Source organism: Pseudomonas sp. TMW 2.1634, assembly GCF_001703595.1.
Lineage (GTDB): Bacteria > Pseudomonadota > Gammaproteobacteria > Pseudomonadales > Pseudomonadaceae > Aquipseudomonas > Aquipseudomonas fragi.
In genome coordinates this window covers 856390-876778 of the sequence record NZ_CP016849.1, presented here as the reverse complement: position 1 = coordinate 876778, position 20389 = coordinate 856390, and the positions used below count along the sequence as shown (strand labels likewise).

22 protein-coding genes are annotated in these 20389 nt (G+C 61.6%); 1 reads left to right on the top strand and 21 read right to left on the bottom strand.

The window, feature by feature from the left end:
- Nucleotides 1-80 precede the first annotated feature (80 nt).
- From BFC21_RS04130 to BFC21_RS04095, 8 genes are all read right to left on the bottom strand, one after another.
- Nucleotides 81-3599 carry a glycosyltransferase gene (locus tag BFC21_RS04130; RefSeq protein WP_088377285.1) on the bottom strand — a complete coding sequence of 1173 codons (3519 nt, stop codon included), beginning with the start codon at nucleotides 3597-3599 and terminating at the stop codon, nucleotides 81-83.
- A gap of 118 nt (nucleotides 3600-3717) precedes the next feature.
- A complete protein-coding gene (locus BFC21_RS04125) occupies nucleotides 3718-4338 on the bottom strand; it encodes an acetyltransferase (RefSeq protein WP_120265729.1) in 621 nt (206 codons plus the stop codon).
- Nucleotides 4335-5471 carry an aromatic ring-hydroxylating dioxygenase subunit alpha gene (locus tag BFC21_RS04120; protein ID WP_095004804.1) on the bottom strand — a complete coding sequence of 379 codons (1137 nt, stop codon included), beginning with the start codon at nucleotides 5469-5471 and terminating at the stop codon, nucleotides 4335-4337. The genes BFC21_RS04125 and BFC21_RS04120 overlap by 4 nt, the downstream gene beginning before the upstream one ends.
- 20 nt (nucleotides 5472-5491) lie before the next feature.
- Nucleotides 5492-6157 carry an acetyltransferase gene (locus BFC21_RS04115; protein ID WP_120265728.1) on the bottom strand — a complete coding sequence of 222 codons (666 nt, stop codon included), beginning with the start codon at nucleotides 6155-6157 and terminating at the stop codon, nucleotides 5492-5494.
- An 18-nt stretch (nucleotides 6158-6175) separates the two neighbouring features.
- Nucleotides 6176-6955: an SDR family NAD(P)-dependent oxidoreductase gene (locus BFC21_RS04110; RefSeq protein WP_244904357.1), complete on the bottom strand. Its 780-nt coding sequence runs from the start codon at nucleotides 6953-6955 to the stop codon at nucleotides 6176-6178.
- Nucleotides 6952-7992 (bottom strand): ketoacyl-ACP synthase III, encoded by a 1041-nt coding sequence (locus tag BFC21_RS04105; RefSeq protein ID WP_120265727.1) that lies wholly within the window; start codon nucleotides 7990-7992, stop codon nucleotides 6952-6954. Before BFC21_RS04105 ends, BFC21_RS04110 begins: the two co-directional genes overlap by 4 nt.
- 4 nt (nucleotides 7993-7996) lie before the next feature.
- Nucleotides 7997-8218 (bottom strand): acyl carrier protein, encoded by a 222-nt coding sequence (locus BFC21_RS04100; protein ID WP_095004800.1) that lies wholly within the window; start codon nucleotides 8216-8218, stop codon nucleotides 7997-7999.
- Between the two features lie 25 nt (nucleotides 8219-8243).
- Entirely contained in the window at nucleotides 8244-9371 is a 1128-nt protein-coding gene (locus BFC21_RS04095; RefSeq protein ID WP_088379467.1) for a DegT/DnrJ/EryC1/StrS aminotransferase family protein, read from the bottom strand.
- Nucleotides 9372-9784: 413 nt separating this feature from the next.
- On the opposite strand from BFC21_RS04095, the gene BFC21_RS04090 reads away from it, so the two are divergent.
- Nucleotides 9785-10591: a winged helix-turn-helix domain-containing protein gene (locus tag BFC21_RS04090; RefSeq protein ID WP_244904356.1), complete on the top strand. Its 807-nt coding sequence runs from the start codon at nucleotides 9785-9787 to the stop codon at nucleotides 10589-10591.
- A 55-nt stretch (nucleotides 10592-10646) separates the two neighbouring features.
- Here the strand turns inward: BFC21_RS04090 and BFC21_RS04085 are convergent, their stop codons facing one another.
- From BFC21_RS04085 to fliH, 13 genes are all read right to left on the bottom strand, one after another.
- The gene (locus tag BFC21_RS04085; RefSeq protein ID WP_120265725.1) at nucleotides 10647-11591 is read right to left on the bottom strand and encodes an OmpA family protein; all 945 of its coding nucleotides are present in this window, start codon (nucleotides 11589-11591) and stop codon (nucleotides 10647-10649) included.
- Nucleotides 11578-12453, bottom strand: coding sequence for a flagellar motor stator protein MotA (gene motA / locus BFC21_RS04080; RefSeq protein ID WP_095004796.1), 876 nt, complete (start codon nucleotides 12451-12453; stop codon nucleotides 11578-11580). The genes BFC21_RS04085 and motA overlap by 14 nt, the downstream gene beginning before the upstream one ends.
- Nucleotides 12438-13190 (bottom strand): FliA/WhiG family RNA polymerase sigma factor, encoded by a 753-nt coding sequence (locus BFC21_RS04075; protein WP_120265724.1) that lies wholly within the window; start codon nucleotides 13188-13190, stop codon nucleotides 12438-12440. The genes motA and BFC21_RS04075 overlap by 16 nt, the downstream gene beginning before the upstream one ends.
- A 7-nt stretch (nucleotides 13191-13197) precedes the next feature.
- Nucleotides 13198-13656, bottom strand: coding sequence for a flagellar basal body-associated protein FliL (fliL, locus tag BFC21_RS04070; RefSeq protein ID WP_095004794.1), 459 nt, complete (start codon nucleotides 13654-13656; stop codon nucleotides 13198-13200).
- 57 nt (nucleotides 13657-13713) lie between these two features.
- Nucleotides 13714-14814: a flagellar hook-length control protein FliK gene (locus tag BFC21_RS04065; protein ID WP_120265723.1), complete on the bottom strand. Its 1101-nt coding sequence runs from the start codon at nucleotides 14812-14814 to the stop codon at nucleotides 13714-13716.
- The gene (locus tag BFC21_RS04060) at nucleotides 14811-15134 is read right to left on the bottom strand and encodes a hypothetical protein (protein ID WP_095004792.1); all 324 of its coding nucleotides are present in this window, start codon (nucleotides 15132-15134) and stop codon (nucleotides 14811-14813) included. The genes BFC21_RS04065 and BFC21_RS04060 overlap by 4 nt, the downstream gene beginning before the upstream one ends.
- Nucleotides 15118-15501, bottom strand: coding sequence for a flagellar export chaperone FliS (gene fliS / locus BFC21_RS04055; protein WP_095004791.1), 384 nt, complete (start codon nucleotides 15499-15501; stop codon nucleotides 15118-15120). Before fliS ends, BFC21_RS04060 begins: the two co-directional genes overlap by 17 nt.
- A gap of 9 nt (nucleotides 15502-15510) precedes the next feature.
- Nucleotides 15511-16836, bottom strand: coding sequence for a flagellar filament capping protein FliD (gene fliD / locus BFC21_RS04050; protein WP_120265722.1), 1326 nt, complete (start codon nucleotides 16834-16836; stop codon nucleotides 15511-15513).
- Between the two features lie 279 nt (nucleotides 16837-17115).
- Nucleotides 17116-17550 carry a flagellar export chaperone FlgN gene (gene flgN / locus BFC21_RS04045; protein ID WP_120265721.1) on the bottom strand — a complete coding sequence of 145 codons (435 nt, stop codon included), beginning with the start codon at nucleotides 17548-17550 and terminating at the stop codon, nucleotides 17116-17118.
- Nucleotides 17547-17828 carry a flagellar biosynthesis anti-sigma factor FlgM gene (locus tag BFC21_RS04040; protein WP_095004788.1) on the bottom strand — a complete coding sequence of 94 codons (282 nt, stop codon included), beginning with the start codon at nucleotides 17826-17828 and terminating at the stop codon, nucleotides 17547-17549. The genes flgN and BFC21_RS04040 overlap by 4 nt, the downstream gene beginning before the upstream one ends.
- Before the next feature lie 76 nt (nucleotides 17829-17904).
- Nucleotides 17905-18342 (bottom strand): flagellar export protein FliJ, encoded by a 438-nt coding sequence (locus tag BFC21_RS04035; RefSeq protein ID WP_095004787.1) that lies wholly within the window; start codon nucleotides 18340-18342, stop codon nucleotides 17905-17907.
- A gap of 25 nt (nucleotides 18343-18367) precedes the next feature.
- Nucleotides 18368-19687 (bottom strand): flagellar protein export ATPase FliI, encoded by a 1320-nt coding sequence (gene fliI / locus BFC21_RS04030; RefSeq protein ID WP_095004786.1) that lies wholly within the window; start codon nucleotides 19685-19687, stop codon nucleotides 18368-18370.
- A gap of 3 nt (nucleotides 19688-19690) precedes the next feature.
- Entirely contained in the window at nucleotides 19691-20383 is a 693-nt protein-coding gene (gene fliH / locus BFC21_RS04025; RefSeq protein ID WP_095004785.1) for a flagellar assembly protein FliH, read from the bottom strand.
- Nucleotides 20384-20389: the final 6 nt, after the last annotated feature.

The following is a 20389-nucleotide window of genomic DNA, read 5'->3' as shown; positions in this document are numbered from 1 at the left end:
ATTCGGGGGCGTTTTTTTTAACGGCAGCTTTACGTTGGGCAAAAAAATGGCCCGCCAGGCGGGCCGTGTCTACCTGGCGATCAATCCGCCAGCCAGGCCTTGCGCCACTGTTGCAGGCCGACCTCGTCCAGCATCCAGTCCCGATGTATACAGTCGCGCAGCGTATCCCCCGCCACAGCCGCCGCATCCAGGTCGTTGACATGCATGCGGATTGCCTCCACCCAGTCACGAAAACGGTTATTGACCCGGGTCACCGGCAGGTCACCGCGATAGCTCGGTCCGTCGCTGCACACTACCGGGATGGCACAGGCACCGTACTCCAGCAGGCGCAGATTGCTTTTGCAGGCGTTGAACAGGTTATCTTCAAGCGGTGCCACGGCCAGATCCAGATCCAGCCGGGCCAGTGCCGCGGGGTACAGGTCAATGCGGATGCCCGGGTGGAATTCTTTGACAAAGGGCCGCAAGCGCTGCGGGCACATGCCAAAAAACACCCAGTCGACTTCGTCGCACAAGGCCTTGACCACATCGGCGATCAGCTCCAGGTCACCGGTATGGCCAGAGCCTCCGGCCCAGCCGACCCGGGGCTTGCGCGAAGTCCTGCGTGCGCTTGGCGGCAGGGCTGCCCACCACTGCGGGTCAAGGCGGTTCTTGACCACATGGATCTTCGAGTGAAAGTTGCCCAGGGCCTCCGCCAGCGGTTCAGTGGACACCACAAAACGATCGGCGCAAGCCAGGCCCCGGCGCAGCGACCGCATGATGTCCTTGGGTACACTGCCACGGTGGACGCTTTTCAGCGGAACGTTGGGGTAGTAGTCGTCCAGCTCATAGACCTTGAACACCTGGCTGAAGGCCTTGATTTTTTCGATCGCCTCCAGGCTCTGCTCCTGCAGGGGCCGTTGCATGACCAGGGTATCCGGGGCATAGCGTTGCAGCTGCATCAGCCCGGGCAAACCGTGGATTAATGCGCCCTCGGCGTGCCCGGCGTTTTTCAGCGCCTGCAGTGGCTGGATGATGCGGTAATGCCCGCACCCATACACATCCGCAGCCCGCGCCAGAATGACCGGCAGGGGTTTCCAGCTTAGCGGCTGCCAGGCCAGTTGGGCATCGGCGAGTTTGAAGCCACCGGCATCGCCCAGGGACAGGCTGGTGTTGTAGGCCGGGTCGCGGGGCAACTCGGCTGCCCAGCGGCGCTGGAATGAGTGGCGTACAGCCAGGGGCACGGCGGTTTGCGGGTGGTCATGAATGATCGCGGCGTGGGGTGTCCATACAGTCAGATAGCCCGTGCGGGCCACGCGCAGGCACAGGTCGATATCCGCAGCACCCTGCTCGAAAACCTCGGCATCCAGGCCATTTACCGCCTCGAACACCTCTCGGCGAATCATCAGGCACACGTCAGACACCGCACTGTAGTTCTGGTCGACAAACAGGCGGTTCATATAGCCCGAAGCACTCATCGCCTGCCCGGCAAAACCGTGGCCGGCGCTCTCTTCAAGGCCGAGGATGATCCCGGCATGGGTGATCGTGCGTGCAGTAGACACCGCCTTGGCCCCGACAATCGCCACCTCCGGACGCTGGGCGTGGTTGAGCAACTCATCCAGCCATTGCTCCTGCATCAGGACCGTGTCGCTGCGCAGCAACAGCAGGTATTCGCCCCGGGCTTGTGCCGCACCCAGGTTAATGGCCGATGCCCGCCCCCGGGCGAGCGGCAGATCAACCACCTGCAGGCGCTCGCCCAGCAGCCGTCGGCTGCCGGCAAGCCAGGCGGCGGCCTGCGGATCGGCGCAGGCATTGTTGACGATCAACAGTTCGTAATTCGGGTAGCGGGTGTGCTCCAGCAGGCTGATAACGCAGCGCTGCAGGGCCGGCAGGTCCGTATCGAGCACTAGCACGATGGACACCGACGGTCGCTGTGGGTGACCGTAACGAATCCTGAACTGACCGCTGCGCAGGCTCAGCACCTGCGCCTGGGCATAGCCCCGCTCCTGCAGGTGCAAGCCCAGCACTTCGGCAAACTCGGGGCTGTCGGCCAGCGCAGCGCGCTGGTTGATGACCAGCGGCTCGCACAGATGGCCAAAGCCGACCATGCCCTGGCGGTTGATCATGCGCAGGATCAGCTCCAGCTCCAGCGCCGCTGGATACTGCTCATTGAAACCACCCGCCTCGGCCACCGCGCTGGCGCGAAATAGCCAGTTGCGGGCCAGCACACCCGGCATGCTGAGCAGATAGTCGAGGTTAAAATCCGGGCGCAGGGCCGGGCTTACGACATCGCCGTGTTCATGCACCATTGCATCGCCGTAGATGGCTCGGCATTGGGGATCGTCCAGCAACTCCAGGGACGAAATCAGCATCCCGCTGTCGGTCAGACGGTCCCCCGCCTCCACCAGCATCAACCAGCGATGATCGCCACTGCGGGCAATTCGGTTGATCTGTGCGACAAAGCCGTCGCGCTGGCAGCTGCAGTACTGCATGTCATCGCCCGGTGACTGGCGGCGGGACTGCGGCGTGAGCACAATCCCCTGCAACATGGCCCCTGTGCTGCGTGCATGGACAATGCTGGCGAGGGTCGCCTGCAGCGCCTGGCTGTCGCCTGCGGGGTCAAGCACTATCACGGCAATCGTCGGCCCCTCGGCCATTTGTGCCAGGCGCTGGCCAATCAGTCGCGACTGCGGCTCGCTAGGCACCCGCGCTGCCAGCCACTGGCGTTGCTGCTCCTGTTGTACAAGGGTGTTACGCACGTCATTGAGGTGGGCAATGATATCAACCTGCTGTACCACCTCGGGGTTGTCCAGTCGCGCCACGGCCACCTGCCGTGGCCCCTCCACCGGTTGGTGCCAGCCCAGCTCACGAAGCTGGTGACGAAAGTTGTCATGCCCCTGCTGGCCAATACCGGGCGTGTCGCGCCCCTGCTGGCTGAACTGCTCGCTCGACACCCGCACCCACGTCAGGGTCTGCGGCAGGTACGCCAGGTGCCCGTACTGCAGGAGCTTGACGTAAATGCTCAAGTCGCCGACCCAGTCAATGGGCTGGCCATTAAGCGACATCAATTGATCGCCGTAGGCCAACACATCTGCCCGTCGGCACAGCACGCAACTGGGCTCGCCGATAAAGTTCAGGGTGTGTTCGGCCAGCAGCGAGACCAGACCCGGGCCATCGATCCGCACCGGCTGGGGAAAGGCCGTCACAGTGGCCAGAATATCCGCCAGGGGCTGCCCGGCACTGTCGATGCGCTCGCGCCTGGAGGTTGCCAGGGCAATGTGCGGATCGGCCTCCATCGTCGCAACCAGGCGGGTAACACAGTCCGGGGCCAGCACATCGTCGTCGTGCAGGAACTTGATGTAAAAACCGCGGGCCAGCCGTATGCACTCGACGGTGTTGCGCATTTCATGCAAGGGCTGCTGATTGCGTTGATAGCGAATAGGCACCTGCTGGCTGCCCGCATAGCGCTCGACAATGGCGCCGATCACGGCCCCGTCACTGTCATCGCAAACGATGATTTCCAGGTTGTCATAGGTCTGCGCGCAGGCGCTGGCAAGCGCCGTTTCAAACCAGGAGGCTTTGTAGGCCGGTATGATCACACTGACAAGAGGCAAATCTTTCATGGCGTTACACTTCTGTTAGCAAAGGGGGCTGCGGGGAGAAACCGGAAAAAAAACATGAGAACCTCGACACAAACAGGCCTGGCCTGCCTCCATGCGCCAGGGAGGGATAAAGGGATTTTCAATGGCGGTAAATCCTGGCGCCTTCGGGCAATACCGCGTCATAAAAGCTGTAGTCCGCCAATTGCGAAGGCAGCGTCGCCCCCAGCAGCCACTCGCAGCGCTTGCCCACTGCGCTGCCGGCCAGGGCCAGGCTGCCCGTGCCCAGGGTTGCCCCCGCGCCTACACTGACCTGCTCGCCCAGCACCACGGCACTGCCCAGGGTCACACAGGTGCCCAGGCTGACCCCGCGCTCAAGCATCACTGCGCGGCCCAGCCAACACCCGGTGCCCAGCGAGCACTGCGGGCCAACGCTGGAACCCGGGCCGATATACACATTGCCGGCAATCTCTGCTGCCGGGTCCAGCGTGACTCCGGGCGCTACCAGGCTGACCAGCGGGTAACCGGCCAATTGCACGCGGGTAATCAACTGGTGGCGAACATCGTTCACGGCCCGCCCATCCATCGCCACGAACACCCGGGTTTGCCCGGGGGCATGGGCCGACAGCAAGGGGGCCAGATCGAAGTTGAATTGGTCGCAGGTCACCAATGGCAACCTCAGTGCCTCACTGAACAGTTCACTGGCCACTGCCCAGGCATCGTCCAGTGCAGTGCCGGCACCCAGGATCACCACCCGGCTCATGGCTGCTCTCCCAGAACATTGGCCCGATACCACAGGTGCTGGTCCACCAGCATGCCTTCGTAGTCGCCATGACAGACCTGACCGCTATGCAGTCCAAATCCTGCCTGCATGCGTTCCAGCACTTGGGTGTCCTCGGCGATCACCTGGCGCTCACCACGGATCAGGGTGCTGAGCAAGGCGGTGAAATCGGTGCGTGTGTCCTTGCGTCGGGCAGTCATCATCCACAGGTGATAATCCGTTTCACCTGGCGCGACCGGGTCATATTGCTGCAACAGAAAATGCCCGCCCTTGACGCTGCAAAAATTGACGTTGGGGTAGACAAACCAGTTGTTGTAGTGGGTGCCATCGCCATAGGTGTCACAGTCCTTGGCAAACCAGGCGGGTGCAGAGTTCATGGGCAGCCCGCCGGTGTAACTCAATGCGCACAGCTTGACCGCGTCGGGGCGGCGAAGCCGCTGCACCACGGACGCTGGCGGCTCGCCCGGCAAGCAGGCCCCAGGCGCCTGAACAGGGGCCTTGAGGGCCGGGAAAAAAGTTTTAGGGTGGATAAACGGCACATGGTTGAAGTCTTTGACGTTCTCCATATTCAGCTTCCAGTTGTAACGCACGCGGTGGCAGCTGTAGACCAGGTGGCTATCCAGGTACGCCGACACATCGCGCAACTGCGCGAGGAAGTCTTCGCTGAACTGCTCGCTCAACGCCAGCGGATCATCCCCCAGGTTGACGAAGATCAATTGCCCGACCACCTCGACCGGCAAAGCCTGCAGGTGCAGCGCCGCCTTTTCGGCGGCATCGAACTGGTACAACCGGGCATTGGGCGTGGAACGCAATTGGCCTTCGGGGCCAAACGTCCAGGCGTGGTAGGGGCACACCAGGGGCCGGGTACCGGAGCAGGCAGTCTGGATCGGCGACTTGCGGTGCGGGCATTGATTGACAAAGGCCCGTACCCCGGCCTGCGTGCGCTGCACCAGCACCGGGATACCGGCCAGGTGCCGGGTAAAGAATTGATTGCGCCCGGCAACCATCGAACTGAAACCGGCAAACAACCATAGCTTGCCGAACAGCCGTTGCTGCTCCAGCAAAAAGGTGCGTGAATCGGTGTAATGCTGGATATCCAAAACGTGACGCGACATGCAAACCTCGATAAACGCGCTTAGGCCACAACCGCAGTGGTGCGCCCGGTGTCATGGGCCGTCGCAATAATCCGTGCCGGATTGCCCAGCACCGTCGCGCCCGGCGGAACATCGCGCAGTACCACTGCGCCCATGCCGATCACCGCACCATCGCCCACCCGTATACCCCGAGACAGCAACGCCCCGGAATGAATCACCACCTCGTTGCCAACCGTCACATAGCCCGCCACGATGCAACGTGGGCTGATGTGGACATAGTCACCCAGGGTCACATCGTGGCCCAGCAGGGTTTGCTGCTCGATAAAGCCGTAGTCGCCAATGCGGCAGTCAACCCCGGCACTGACGTCATAGCCGAAAAAAGTGGCGCCGTAGCGGGTGCGCAAGTCCAGATAGCAGCGCGTGTGGATCGAAACGAATGTGGCGCCCTTGGCCAGCAGCGGTTCGACTTGCGCGCGCCGGCTTTGCGGGTTGCCCACCGCACACACAAACACATGCTGCGGGCCGGGCTCGAACGACGCCGGATACCCCAGCCACGGGAACGTTGCGTCCGGTGCCAGCACCTGAGGCCCACGCTCATCCAGATAGCCTGCGATCAGCCATTCGGTGCCGTGGGCGTAATCAGCGACCAGTTGGGTCAAGGCCTGACGCCCCAACCCTCCGGCGCCGACAATTACTAATTGTTTCATTACTGTTCCTGAAAAGACTCAACCGATGGTGACGCCGCCATCCATGACCAGTGTGCTGCCGGTCACCCAGCGACTGGCGGGTGACAGCATGAAAACGGTGGCGTTGGCGATGTCTTCAGGCTCACCGATACCCAGCGGGTAACGCTTGAGCTGCTCATCGAACGCGGCCGTGCATTTGCGCGCCTGCTCCAGCAAGGGGGTATTGGCCAGCCCCGGCGCCAGGCAATTAACCCGGATGCCGCGCTTGCACACTTCCATCGCCAGGCAGCGGGCCATTGCAATCAGCGCTGCCTTGGTGCCCGAGTACGCTCCCACACCGGCCACGCCGATATGGGCGGCGATGGAGGCGACAAACAGGATCGAGCCGCCGTTGGCCATCAAGTTGTTGCGCAGGATTTTCTGCGTCAGCAGCATCGGCGCTTCCACATTGATGCGGTGCAAGGTGCGCAAGTGTTCTTCTGAGAACAGCCGGGTCGGGCAAATCAGCGACGTGCCGGCGTTATGCACCAGGCCGTGAATTTCACCGCCCAGCGCCTCAACCAACGCGGCCCTGCCACTGTCCTCGGTCAGGTCGGCGAGCACACCCGTGTGCGGCAAGGCACTGATGCCGTGCAGTTGCTCAAGGGTGCGGCCCAGGCGCCCGGCATCGCGCCCAGTCGCAATCACCACCGCGCCCATGCGGGCACAGGCCAGGGCAATGGCCAGGCCAAAACCGGAACTGGCACCGGTAACCAGCACCCGTTTGCCTGCCAGGGTGAACGGGTTAAAGGGCTCAGCCATCCAGGTTGGTGCACTCATGATTCGATCATCGGCGGGAAACAGGCCTGGTTGATGTCCACCAGGCAAGTGCCCCAGGACAGCCCTATGCCAAAACCGCACAACAGCACGCGGTTGGGGCCAGCCAACAGTTGTTCGCGGATGCACGCCGTCATGGTCACCGGCAATGAAGCACCACTGGTATTGCCATACTCACGCAGCGTGCCGGGGACTTTCGCTTCAGGCAGGCCGAGTTTTTTACGCAGGGTCTCGTTGATCATCCGGTTGGCCTGATGAAACACGAAATAGTCCACCTCGTCCTTGCCGACATTGGCGTAGCTGAGCAGGGCTTCGACCGCAGGCGGGATGCGCCGGGTGGAAAATGACAGCACCGCCGGGCCATCGAGCACCAGGTCCACCGCACGGCTCCAGGGCGCCAGCGGATCGTCGAGGCGTGCCAGCAGGTGTTCGTGGGAGATCGGCTCACGATGCCCGCCAACCGGCTTGATAATGGCCTGGTAGCCGCTGCCATCGCTGTTGAGGTCGAAGTACATGGGGGGCGCACTGGCATCGAACTCCAGGGCGGTGGCAGTTCCGGCGTCGGAGAACAGCGGATCATGGGGGCCGGACGCCTTGTCACCGACCAGCACCAGCCCCTTGCGCACGCTACCGCTGGCGATCATTGACCCCAGCAGGTGCAAGGCAAAGGGATACGCCGAGCACCCCAGGTTGACATCAAAGGCCAGGGTTGAATGGGCCAGGCCCAGGCGGTCCTGGAGAATGATCGCGGTGGCCGGTACCAGATAGTCGGGGGACTGGGTGACCACAATCAGCGCGTCCACCTCCTCCCGCGCCCAGCCCAGCTCGTCAAGCAGGCTTTGCGTGGCATCAAAGGCCAGATCGGAAAAGCACTGCCAGGGTTGCGCCACCCGGCGGTATTCGATGCCGATATTGCGGACCAGACGCTCACGTTCGCCGCGCATGGCCGGCGGGCAATCGGTCAGGTTGGAAACCCGGCCCTTGGGTACACAGCTGGCCATGCCGGCAAAGCGGACATGGTGAAGGATACATTGCGGCATTGACTCAACCCACCCAGCGGTACAGGTCGCCCACAGTCACGGCCTGGTACAGGTCATCGCCGGACACGGTTTTTTGATACTCCATGTCAAACATCACGATCACGCCCAGCGCAGCCAGCGAGTCCCATTCGGGCAAGGTACGAAATTCGGTGTCCAGGCTTATATCCACCGGGGTGACAAAATCGGTGGCGTTAATAAAATTGGCAATAAAGTTTTCAGCAGTCATGGTTGTGTCTCAGGTTGCAGCGCCGCTATGGCGCCTGGTGATAGCCGGGCGAGGCGACAGCGCAGTGGCGAACAGCAGCCACCACACGCTCGACATCACTCGGGCTCAGGTCTGGATGAATCGGCAGGCACAGGATCTTGCGGGCGATTTGCGTGGCCACCGGCAAGGGCTGTGGCACATGTCCGGTACGATCGGCGTAGGCCTGCATGTCGCTGACCAACGGGTAGAAATAGCGCCGCACATACACCTGTCGCGTCTTGAAAAAGTCGTACAGGGCATCGCGGCTGACCGGGAACGTGTCCTCGACCAGAATTGGGAAATAACCGTGGTTCTGTGCCTCACGGCACAAGGTGATACCGGGGATATCAGCCAGCCGCGTGCGGTACAGGCCGTCGATCGCGGCACGCCGCTCCAGGGCCCGGTCAATATGCTCAAGCTGCAACAGGCCGAAAGCCGCGTTGAACTCGCTCATCTTGCCGTTGATACCGCAACTCACCACCGAGGTTTCATTGACGAAGCCGAAGTTGCGCAACTGGTCCACCCGCAGCTTGGTTGCCGCGTCGGGGCAGACAATGGCGCCCCCCTCAAAGGTGTTGAACACCTTGGTGGCATGCAGGCTCAAAACGCTCATGTGGCCGTGGCGCAATACACTGCCGCCGCCCTCCTCGACTGCAAACCCGTGGGCAGCGTCATACAGCACACGTAACCCGTAACGGTCGGCCAATTGCTCGATAGCGCGCACATCGCACGGTACTCCGTAGCAATGAACGGCGAGGATGGCGCGGGTTTGCTCGGTGATGGCCGCCTCAATGGCAACGGGGTCAAGGTTGAAGGTGTGCGGGTCTATATCGACAAACACCGGTGTCAGGTGATTCCACACCAGCGCATGGGCCGTGGCGGCAAAGGTATAAGGCGTGGTGATCACCTCACCTTCGATTTGCAGGGCCTGCAGTGCGGTCAACAGGGCGGTCGTACCATTGTTGAACAATGACAGATGTTCCACCCCCAGATACTCGGCCAGTCGACGTTCGAAGGTCTGATGAAAGGGGCCGTTATTGGTCAGGCACTTGCTGTCCCAGATCTGCTGCAGGTACGGCATGAATGCCTGCAATTCCGGCAGCAAGGGGCTGGTTACATAAATATCGTGGTCCATGAACAGCATCTTCAAAGGGTTCGGCGATCCGAAGGGAGCGCGAGACCGGGCCTGGCGCAGTATCGGCCCGATTGGCATGGCCGCCGTCTTGTAACCGGGATGAAAAACCCGGCTGAAACAGGCAGCCTGCCACTCAAATGCAGAAGCCGTGCCAACCCCAAAAAGATGACTTATCTACTTGATCTATATGTATTTTTTCAAAAGACAGCAGGGTTATATAAAACGCCTTGGCTTCCCTTTTCTGCGCAAGCGCTTCCCCCTGCAGGAAGCACCACTTCCGCCTCTGCGCCCTGGCGGGAGCCCATGGGAAATGGAGATAAGATATATCTTGTAAATCAACTTCAGAATTACCCTACAGAAGGTGAAATACCCCAAATAGTAAAGTGGTATTCCCTACATGGTGAATGCTCTTGATGAACACTCTTTTTGCACATGCCACTGCCATGCACAGCCAGCAACATGCTGTCTTTTGCCCGGTGCTTTACACGCTGACCTTGTTCAGGGACGAAGACAAACGCACAGTCGAACTGGGCTATTCTGCTGGCAGGCTGCTTGAGCGCCTGTTACAGCAACCGGGTGAAGTGATTGAGCGGGACACCCTGGTGGCCTATGCCTGGGCGGACCGTATCGTCGGTCCCGGCAGCCTCAACCAACAGGTGTACACCCTGCGCAAGATCCTGGGTGACGAAAAAAACCTGCAGATCATTCAGACCGTTCCGCGTCGCGGCTACCGCCTTAACCCGACCTTCGTCATTGAACTGAGTACGCTGGCCAACAAGCCCCAAGCCACCACACCCGCAACGGTTCCCGCCCCGGAACCGGTATCGGCATCACCGGCCTCGGCACCTGCTGGTTTTTTTGCCGGCCTGCGCCGTCAGCTTGTGGCCATCGGCACCATCACCATCGCCGTGGCCGGGTATGTCTTTACCCAGCCTGCCCAGGAACTCTATGCCAGCGTGCAAAAAGTGGGTGCCAGTACCGTGATGTACGTTGATCAACAAGAGCCACAGGTCCAGCAACTGATCAATACCACCCGCACGCTCAGCGATCGGTTGCTGCGCCTGAGTGAACAACCGGTCGAGCTGGCAATCGTCGGCAACGCCAATGGTGACTACCAGGTCTATTGCTCGCTCCATACAGGCCAGCACCATGTGCTCAACCTTCATCGCAACGAAATCCACAGTGTCAGCGACGCGCGCCTGCGCAGTTGCGTGGATTGACCTCCCGGTTTGCAGCCTGCGCGGCCTTGCGGCCGCGCAAAAAACTACCCTGCCCCTACTTCACGCCTCGTTTGTCATCCGCCTCGATGTACTCGACGCGGCTCGGCGCGTAGCTCACATGCCCTTGGGCAAACAACTGGCGGTACAGCGCCTCGGCCTGATGAGTCAGTAGCAGCAACTCGATACGCCGGTTAAGTCCACTCAGCGGCTCGTCCGGGCGCAGCGGCATCACATCGGCCTGTGCCGAAACCTGCAACACCCCCTTGGCCGACAAGCCCGCTGCCACCATCACACCCCGCGCCTGCAAGGCACGCTCGCCCGACAGGTTCCAGTTGTCGTATTCGCGCTTGCCACGATACGGCGTGGCATCGGTATGGCCGCTGATAATCAGCTTGTTGTCGATCTTGCCCAGCTCCTGGGCCAGCGCCACCAGCAGGGTACGAAAATGCGGGTTGATGGTGGCGCTGCCGCGCTCGAACATAAAGCGGCGCGCATCATCCTTGATCAGGATCCGCAGCCCCTGGGGCACGACTTGCACCTCGATATTGGCCATTGCGTCCGTGCGCGCGGCCAGCTGGTTCATCAACCGGGCCAGGGCCTGCAAATCGGCCTCGGTGTCATAGTGCGCAGTGTCCCGCGGTGCGCTGTCTTGCGGTTGCGCCGGTTCAATCCGGGACAGTACCGGCTCTTGCCACGGCGCAGCCGCTTCCTGGGCCTGAGTGGCTTGCCCGGCCACGGGGTTTTCCAGCGGCACGGCGCTCAGACCATCAAAAATACCGGCCCCGCCGTCGAACACGGTTTCATAACCATCGCCCTTGAGGGCCATACGCTCTTCGTCAGCCTGGGGCTGAATGATCCACAACACCATGAACAAGGCCATCATGGCCAGGGTGAAGTCGGCAAACGCAACCTTCCACGCACCGCTGTGCAGTACCTCATGGCCGCGCTTGGTGCGGCGTTTGACGATGATCTGCTCGCCCAGTTCGTTACCCCTTCTCATTGAACCTGTCCTCGTAGTTGTTAACCCAGGTTTCCAGGCGTTTGAAGGTCGGTTTGACGTCCTGTTCGATCAGCTTGCGGCCTGCATCCACGGCCAGCAGTGTCGGCTTGCCCGCCAGATGAGCCACCAGGGTGGTGCGCACGCATTCCAGGGCCGACATTTCCGTGCGGATACGCTGGGCCATCGAGTTGCTCAGTGGCTCCATCAGGCAGTAGCAAAAGAAGATCCCGAGGAAGGTCCCCACCAGTGCCGCCGCCACATGGGCACCGATCTCGGCCACCGAGCCACCGATGCTGTCCATCGTGATAATGATCCCGAGGATCGCGGCCAGGATCCCGAACCCCGGCATTGCCTCCCCCACCTTGAACAGCGAGCGCGAGGGCAGCAACAAGGCTTCGTGCATGGCATCCAGTTCCTGCTCCAGGAAGCCTTCCAGTTCATGGGCACTGATCTTGCCCATTGCCATCAACCGGAAGTTGTCGGCAATAAAGGCCATCAGGTTTCTTTCCTGGAGGATCAACGGGTATTTGCTGAACAGGTCACTTTGCTCAGGCTCCTCGATATGCGCATCCAGCGCCTTGAGCCCCCCGTCCTCGACGGTTTCCAGCAATTCGTAGAGCAACATCAGCAGCTCGCGCTGAAACTGTTCTCCGCGACGGCGGAAAGAAAAAATCCCCTTGATTTGATGCCACATTTCAATCAGCACTTCCTTGGGGTTGCCGATAATCAGGCTGCCCAGTGCTGCGCCCAAGACAATCAGCAGTTCGGAGGGCTGCCACAACACCTGCAATGAACCACCCGCAACGGCAAACCCGCCCAGCACGCAGCCGAGGATGATGATTGCACCTAAAATTTTCTGCACGTCAAATTACTCTTGGTTAAAAAATGGTGAGCCTTTTCGATCGCCTGTTTGCTCAGCTGGCAAACCCTGGCATCGCTGATATCCAGTACCAGGCCGATTTCCTTGAGGCTCAGTTCATGCTGGTAGTAGAGCGTCAGCACCAGCCGCTCACGCTCGTCGAGCTGGGCCAGTGCCTGGGTCAACAGACGTTCGCCGAGGACATATTCCTCGACGCCGCTGCCTGATTGCTGAAACTCCCGCGACCCCTCGAGCAGCAAGGCATCCAGGCTCTCGATGGCCTCTGCGGCTTCTGCCCGCAGGTAGCTCTGGTACTGGGCTTCGCTCAGCCCCGTGGCCCTGAGCACCTCTTCATCTCGCGGGGCCCGACCCAGTTGGCGGGTCAGGCTGCGCAAGGTATCGCGCACTTTGTGGGCCTGCTGGCGCACTTGTCGCGGGCGCCAGTCGAGGCGGCGCAGTTCGTCCAGGATCGCTCCGCGTACCCTCAGTGCGGCAAAACGCGCGAACTGTTCATCCGGCGTGCCGTAGCGCCGTAATCCCTGCAACAGGCCCATCAGGCCAATCTGCTCCATGTCCTCACGGTCCAGCACCTGGCTGGCCTGCAACGACAACTGGTTGACGATGCGCTTGACCAGCGGCAAATAATTGAGGATCCAGTGTTGCTCAACATCCGGGGTCAGGGTCTGTGCGCAACGCTCTGCGCAACCCGAGCCGTAATCGGCCAAAAGATGATTAGTCATGGCGCGTTTACTGCACCAGCAACTTGCTGACCAGCACCGCCTCGAACGGAACGGTCATGCTTTTATCGGCAAAGTCCTGGCGCAAGCGGCTTTCGATCCGGCCCTGCACGTCACTGACAGGTAACTGGCGCAGCTCGTCGAACGGCAGTTGCGACAGCGAACTGATCACCGAGTGACGCACCAGCGGTTCGATCTGCTTGAAGGTGGCCGTATTGAGCTTGCTGTCTGCCTGCAGGGCCAAGTCGAGCACCATATAGCGCTCACGCTTTGGCCCCGGCAGATTCACGATGACTTTCTCGATCGGGTAAAACGTAAAGTCGCTGATCGGTCGCACTGCAGCGGTGCCAGCCACCGCACCTTTGCCGGTGATGACCGGAGCCAGGTACAGATACCCCCACGCCATTGCCCCCACGGCCAGCACCGTGTTCAGCCCCACTAAAGATAAAATGACACGCGACATCAACATGAAAAGATTCATCCACTTGTAATTCGGTTTCGGGTAAGCCGTACAACGGCGCTTGGGTTAAACAGTCACCAGCACACCGTTGTCGCGCTGCGTGGATGATTCGGCCGATGCCTGCGCTTGCGGCGCAGCCTCGGCAATGGCATGTTCACGCGGTGACCTGCCCTGATCGCGTGGTGAGTGGCCTTGGGAGTCACTGGACACTTGCACCTGCACTTGCACCTGCACTTGCAGGCTGTTGTGTTCCACCAGCTCCTGGCGCAGCCGTTCACTGGTGGACGCCAGCAATCGGGCTACATCGGCCTGGGCCGCCGAGATATGCACACTCAGGCGCCCGGATTCATGGCTGACATAGATCTCCAGGCTGCCCAGTTCGGGCGGGTCCAGGCGAATCGTGGCCTGCTGGAAACGCTGCTGGACCTGCACCTCTACGGTCTCGCGCAGGGCGTGCAGCATCTGCTCGCCCCAACGGGCCTGCGGCGTGTCCAGCTTGAGCCCGCGTTCAAGCACCGGCCCGTGAGCGGGCGCCCCCTGCGCCAGGGCCGCAGGCGCGGTTGCCAGTTCCGGGCCAGGCAGCGCCTGAACGAGGGCGGCCAACGGTGCGCTGTCGCGGGGGATGGCCAGCGCCAGCAAGATGTGCGCGGCCGGCGGCTCACGTCGTTGGAGCTGTATCGCCAGGCCTTCAGCAGCCGGGCCGCGGTCCGTTCTGGCCGGCCCGGCCAGCGGTGCCAGCACATCGGTATCCTGCGCGTCGGCATCATGGTCGCCTGCCGGCTGCTGGCCGTTGGGCGCTGCCATGCCTGGCGGCACGGGGGCTGTGTTGGGTTCAGCGTTCAGACCCGGGCTGGCAGAGACCGCCAAGTCACGGGCCTGCACCTGCACGGCCTGCTGGCTGAGCATCATGTAGAGCCATTGCTGCGGGTCCATCGCGGGGTCCTGTTGCACATCGGCTGGCTGCCCGGGCTGCTCCTCGTGAGCCAGCTCGCTGGCCACCAACGGCGGCATGTCAACAGACGGCGGTAAAGGCGCTTCGAACTCGGCGAGGGGTGCCAGGTACGCCAACACCCCCTGATCATCCGCCATCGGGGCGGCTTCCACCGGTAGTTCACGCAGCTCCAGGGCTGCCGCAAACCCGCTGGGCAGAGTAAGGCTCACGTTCATGCCTGGCCCTCCTCCTGCACACTGTCGAGCAAGGAGTAGGCAAGACGACCTTCCCCATGCTGAGCAAGACTGCCAAGCAAATCGCCCAGGCGCTGGTGTTCACGCATGCACGCCTGCCGTGCCCGGGCATAGCAAGCCTTGAGCGGCGCCAGACGGGCCTGCAGATCAGCTCCCGGTTGCCCGTTGGCACTCAGGCGTTGCAGGCCCTGGCGAATCAGCCGATCGATTTCACCGACACGCGCCCAATCCTTTTGCTCCAGCGCCCCGGCCAGCAACTGCCCCAGGTGATCCAGGCGACGCAGATCAATGGCGTGCGGCATTGACACCTTCCCAGCCGTCACGTATCTGCCCCAACAGATGCGCGACTTCATCAATACCGGCCACCGACAGCGACACACTGACATCCACCAGACGGTGCATGCAGTAGTCATACAGCCGTGACAGGTCATGGACCAGTTCACCGCCCTCTTCATAATCGAGCGTGCTGTTGAGTGCATTGAGAATGTTCATGCACTTTTCCAGCGACAGGCCCTTGAGTTCGTAGTGGCTGGCTTCGATATGCCCGCGTGCCCTGTTCAATTCGTCGAGCAGACCATCGAACAACACCAGTACCAGTTCATACGGTGAGGAGGCACACACGCGGACCTCAAGGTCGACCGCGCGGTACCCGTCATAGCTATCATTCATTATTCATAATCATCCAAACATGCTGAAGGTTTGCTCCATCGACGCCATAACCTGCGCCAATTGGGTGTACTGCTTGAGGTAACGCTGATAGTGGTTCTGGTATTTGTTCTCCAGCTCGTCGTACTTGACTTCGATCCGCTGCAACATGCTGTTGAGGTTGTCCTTGCGGGCCTTCATCGCCCCGGTCGTGCCACTGGTGTAAGTCGCCAGGCTCTTGTCCAGGCTGTCGATCAGGTTGCCCTGGCCGGAGAAGAGCGCTTCGAACGCATCCGGGTTGGCATCGAGCATCTTTTCGAACGACTTGGTGTCGACTTTCAAATTGCCCTTGGAGTCCGCGAGGATGCCGAACTCCATCAGCGTGATACCGTTGAACGGGGTGCGCAGCACCGTATTGATCATTGACTCGACTGCGCGGATCCCCGAGTCACCGGCCAGCGGGCCGCGCTTGCCGCCCTCGACGCCCGCCGCAGTGAGGGTGTCGAAGGTGCCGAACAGGGCATTGATGGCCGAGATAAACTCATTGAGCTTGGCGTTGGTTGCACTCTGGTCGCGGCTGATATTTACGGTCAGCGGCTCGTCACCGCTCTGGTGGACCTTGTTGAACGTCAGGCTGACGCCGTCGATCATGTCCTTGAAGGTGTTGGAGCTTTGCTGCAGCTTCATGCCGCTGGCGTCAGCGCCCAGGTAAACGATGGCATCCTGACCTTTGGCCAATTCCTGCTGGCTGCCCAGGCTGGTCTCCAGCGCGCTGCCGGTGGCGTCAGTGCGCAATTCGATGCGGTTCTTTTCCCCGCTGTTTTCAGCGGCCAAAACCAGCGTTACCTCACCACCGCTGCGCACCAGCGTGGCCTTGACGCCCTTGTTGTCAGGGTGGGCATTGATTGCGGCCGCCAGTTCTTCCTGGGACAGCTTGCCGTCGCCATCGCTGTCGCCGGTGCTCAGGTCAATGGCAAACTCGACACCGTCCTGCTTGATATAAAAATTTCCGGAACGGGCGGCATCGTCGCCCAGACCGCTGAGTGCAACCTGATGCCGACTGGCCAGTTGCTGAACAAAAAACTGATAACTGCCTTCCTTCGCGCTGGGGCCAAGGGTGGCGCTGGCCATGCCTTCCTTGCTGAAAGCCGCAGCGTTGATCAGCATGCTCTTGTCGGTTCCCTTGAGGCCTTTGACGGCCGAACCCAGCGCCTTGAGCGCGGTGTCCAGCGTCGACACAGCCGCCAACTGAGCCTTGTACTTGGACTCATTGCGCTGAGCCTGCAGCAGTTCACGCTGAACTTCATATTCAGCAAGAATCTTGGCCTGGTTCTGGATGTAAGTGGTATCGATAGCCATGTCTAATCTCTCCTTGCGGGGGTAGTTAGCAAAACCAGTGCCAACATTTAACTAGTTGATTTATAAGAACTTATTTCAGACTGACGAGAAATTTAGTTTCCGCCTTGAGGGGGGAAGCCTGCCCGGGGTGGAAGGCGTATTTCCGCTTTTTCGCCCACCAAGAAGGCTCAGCGCCTGTTCGTTACAGGCGACCTCGAGGCGGGGTGGGTCAACCCCTCGGGAACAGTGGCAACACACAATGAAAGGCCCGTGCCCGGCGCTGGCGGGCACCGCATCGGGTCAGAAAGTAGGGGAATACACCTGGGCACAATCGGGCTTGGCCAACTGCTGGAAAATCTCGCTGTGCATCGCCAGCAACTTGCCGTTGCGCTCATTCAGGTCACGGCAGCGTTCGACACTGCTGATCAGGGTGTGCCAGGCCCGGGCCAGGGGCGCCTGACGCTGCGGGGGGTAGAGACCGATCAGGCTTTCCATCGCGCGGCTGTCGGTCCCCAGATGAAAGACTTCCAGCACCCGGCTGCGACGACGGGCACGCGCCCCGGCGGTATCCATCAGCGCCGAGATCTGTTCATTGGCCGCAGCAATGGCGTCACAGTCGCGCGCCATCAGGCTTGCTTGCAGGCGGCTCATGCAACCCAGCAGGTGGGCAAACCCGGCCAGGTCGTCATGTACATCCTGCTCGACCACCCTGAGCAGCTGTGCGCGCTGGCTCACCGCTCGCCCCGGTGGTAGGTGAGCATGGCCGCGCTCAGCGTGGCACTGTCCGTGCTCAGTTCGCCGGCGGCCAGGGCGGCCTTGAGGTTCGCGACCTTGCCCAGGTCCACTTGCGGCAATTGCCCAAGCGCTGCCTGGATGCGCTCCAGGCCCGGCTTGACCGGCGCAGTTGCGCTGATCGCGGCCACGGGGCCGCCTGGGCTGCGCTCGCTGCTGCCGGAGGCGGCAATCTCGGCGAGCGGGCTGATAGTGATGGCAGGCTGTCGTGTGATTTCCATGATTAAGGTCCTGAGCGGGGGAATACTGAGTAAAGGCGACCCGTTGTGGGAGGCACTTAAATGCGCAAGGCAAAAATCAGCCAAATACATCCCGGGCCTTGTTGCGCCACCAGGTCTGACTCGCCAGGCCGTCCTGGATTTTCTGCTCCTGCTGCGCCAGCGTGGCCAGCCACTGGCGCATCCGGTCTTCGATCACTTGCGCCAGCACCTTCTCCTGGCGCACCACCTGCTGCAATTCATCCTGGATCCGCTTGAGGGTTTGCTCGGCCAGCTTGAGCTCACGCACCTGCAGATTGGTCATGGCATGCAGGGTGGCCTTGTACTGCTGCTGGTTATGCCGCTGCAACGGGGTGGTGGTGGCCGTGGTGAAGCCGCACAAGCGGGTCAGCCCGGCAATATTGTTGCGATAGCGCTCGCACAGGTTCTGCTGATAAGTCACCCGGCCCATGATCTGGCGCGCCTGGACAGCACGCAGCTGGGCCAGGCGGTTGAGCACATTGATACGTTCTTTCATGTTCGCCGGCTCGCGTCATGGCCCATCATTTGACGATGCTCTGCAGCGTGTCGATGCACACGCCCAGCGGCGCCCCGGCCTCCACATCCTGGCGCAGGTAACGCTCCAGATTCGGCGCGAGCCTGACGGCGCGATCCGTGCCCGGGTCCATCCCCGGGGTGTAACCGCCCAGCGGGATCAGGTCTTTGATGCCGTCATACACACTGCTGCATTCCTTGAACGAACGGGCCGCATCCAGGTGCTTGCGCCCGGCCACCTGGCTCATGCAACGGCTGACCGACGCGGCCACATCAATGGCTGGGTAATGCCCGACATCTGCCAGCTTGCGCGACAGCACGATATGGCCATCGAGAATGGCCCGGGCACAGTCAACGATGGGGTCCTGATGATCGTCGCCTTCGGCCAGCACGGTGTAGATCGCACTCAGGCTGCCCTGGCTGCTTTCGCCGTTACCGGCACTTTCCACCAGCTCCGGCAGCATGCCGAACACCGACGGCGGGTAGCCCTTGGTGGCGGGCGGCTCGCCCAGGGCCAGGGCGATTTCACGCTGGGCCATCGCGTAACGGGTCAGGGAATCGATCAGCAACAGAACATGCTTACCCTGGTCCCGGTAATAAGCCGCAATGCTATGGCACAGCTCTGTCGCCTTGAGCCGCATCAGCGGTGACTCATTGGCAGGTGCGACCACCACCACCGCCTTGCGCAGGCCTTCGGGGCCCAGGGAATGCTGGATAAACTCCTGTACCTCGCGGCCCCGCTCACCAATCAGGCCGACCACCACCACTTGGGCTTCGGTCTGGCGGGTAATCATGCCCAGCAACACGCTCTTGCCTACCCCGCTGCCCGCGAACAGGCCGACGCGCTGGCCCTTGCCCAGGGTCAGCAGGCCATTGATCGCCCGCACCCCCACATCCAGCGGCTCGTTCACCGGCTGACGCTTGAGCGGGTTGACCCTGGGCAGCTCTACTTGCAATTCGTCCCGCCCGGTGAGCCGACCCAGGTCGTCCATCGGTTCGCCCAGACCGTTGAGCACACGGCCAAGCCAGGACTCATCAATCTGCAGCGCTGCTTCCTGTGGGGCGGCAAACACCCGCGACCCCGAACTCAGGCCCACCGGTTTCTTGAACGGCATCAGGTAGGTGATGTCACGGTTGAAGCCCACCACCTGAGCCTCGAGCATTTGCCCGTCAGCCTGTTCGACAGCGCAGCGCTGCCCGGTCACCTGCTGGCAACCCAGGCTTTCGAGCAGGATCCCGGACATGCGCACCAGCCGCCCGCTGACCTTGGCCAACTGAACCGTATCCAGCGAGCGCAAAGCCTCATCCAGCGCAAAGGGTTTGAGCACGCCCTACTCCTCAATCAAGTGCAAATGTTCAGACAGGGTGGCCACGCACGCATCCAGGCGCTGCTGGCAGCCTACGTCGACCTCGGCCTGCGGGGTGACGATCCGGCACTCCCCCAGCGCCAGCGTGTCGTTGGCCACCAGACGCCAGCTTGCCGCGCGCTCGGGCACCAGATCCCTGATCCGCGCAAACTCCTGTGGGTGCAGGTTGATATGCGCCTCCAGCGCCTCCAGCGGCATGCTGGCCAACGCCTCTTCTGCCAGGGTGAGCAATTGCGTCGGGTTGAGGGTCAGTTCGCAACGGATCACCTGCTCCGAAACTTTCTTGACCAGCGCCAGCAACTCCTCGCGCCGAGCCAGCTCAACCCCCTCAACAAAGCTGCGCAACTGGCGATTGATGGCGTCCAGCGGCGCACTGGCCTGATCGAAGGACTCGCGCCCTTGCGCCCGCCCCTGTGCCAGCCCCTCCTGCAAGCCCTGCTGCAGGCCGCTGTCATAGCCTTGCTGGTGACCCTGCGCCTGGCCCTGGTCGAGACCTTCCTGATAGCCCTTCTCCATGCCTTCCTGAAAGCCGTCGGCGATTGCCCGTTGCAGGGCAATCGGGTCGTTTTTCCATTCCGGGGCCAGCCCCTGCGGCAAGGGCGGAAAACGGTAGGGCCGCCAGTCACGGGGCTTGCCTTTGAGTATTTTGATCGACACTGCGCG

Bases quoted from the DNA above. Each gene is read 5' to 3' on its own strand.
- BFC21_RS04040 (WP_095004788.1), bottom strand. From the start codon at position 17,828: ATGGAAATCACACGACAGCCTGCCATCACTATCAGCCCGCTCGCCGAG.
- BFC21_RS04130 (WP_088377285.1), bottom strand. From the start codon at position 3,599: ATGAAAGATTTGCCTCTTGTCAGTGTGATCATACCGGCCTACAAAGCC.
- BFC21_RS04065 (WP_120265723.1), bottom strand. From the start codon at position 14,814: ATGAACGTGAGCCTTACTCTGCCCAGCGGGTTTGCGGCAGCCCTGGAG.
- fliD (WP_120265722.1), bottom strand. From the start codon at position 16,836: ATGGCTATCGATACCACTTACATCCAGAACCAGGCCAAGATTCTTGCT.
- BFC21_RS04095 (WP_088379467.1), bottom strand. From the start codon at position 9,371: ATGGACCACGATATTTATGTAACCAGCCCCTTGCTGCCGGAATTGCAG.
- BFC21_RS04090 (WP_244904356.1), top strand. From the start codon at position 9,785: ATGAACACTCTTTTTGCACATGCCACTGCCATGCACAGCCAGCAACAT.
- BFC21_RS04075 (WP_120265724.1), bottom strand. From the start codon at position 13,190: ATGACTAATCATCTTTTGGCCGATTACGGCTCGGGTTGCGCAGAGCGT.
- BFC21_RS04035 (WP_095004787.1), bottom strand. From the start codon at position 18,342: ATGAAAGAACGTATCAATGTGCTCAACCGCCTGGCCCAGCTGCGTGCT.
- BFC21_RS04105 (WP_120265727.1), bottom strand. From the start codon at position 7,992: ATGCCGCAATGTATCCTTCACCATGTCCGCTTTGCCGGCATGGCCAGC.
- BFC21_RS04060 (WP_095004792.1), bottom strand. From the start codon at position 15,134: ATGCCGCACGCCATTGATCTGCGTCGCCTGGATCACCTGGGGCAGTTG.
- BFC21_RS04100 (WP_095004800.1), bottom strand. From the start codon at position 8,218: ATGACTGCTGAAAACTTTATTGCCAATTTTATTAACGCCACCGATTTT.
- BFC21_RS04115 (WP_120265728.1), bottom strand. From the start codon at position 6,157: ATGAAACAATTAGTAATTGTCGGCGCCGGAGGGTTGGGGCGTCAGGCC.
- fliS (WP_095004791.1), bottom strand. From the start codon at position 15,501: ATGAATGATAGCTATGACGGGTACCGCGCGGTCGACCTTGAGGTCCGC.
- BFC21_RS04120 (WP_095004804.1), bottom strand. From the start codon at position 5,471: ATGTCGCGTCACGTTTTGGATATCCAGCATTACACCGATTCACGCACC.
- BFC21_RS04125 (WP_120265729.1), bottom strand. From the start codon at position 4,338: ATGAGCCGGGTGGTGATCCTGGGTGCCGGCACTGCACTGGACGATGCC.
- BFC21_RS04110 (WP_244904357.1), bottom strand. From the start codon at position 6,955: ATGAGTGCACCAACCTGGATGGCTGAGCCCTTTAACCCGTTCACCCTG.
- fliL (WP_095004794.1), bottom strand. From the start codon at position 13,656: ATGTTGATGTCGCGTGTCATTTTATCTTTAGTGGGGCTGAACACGGTG.
- BFC21_RS04085 (WP_120265725.1), bottom strand. From the start codon at position 11,591: ATGAGAAGGGGTAACGAACTGGGCGAGCAGATCATCGTCAAACGCCGC.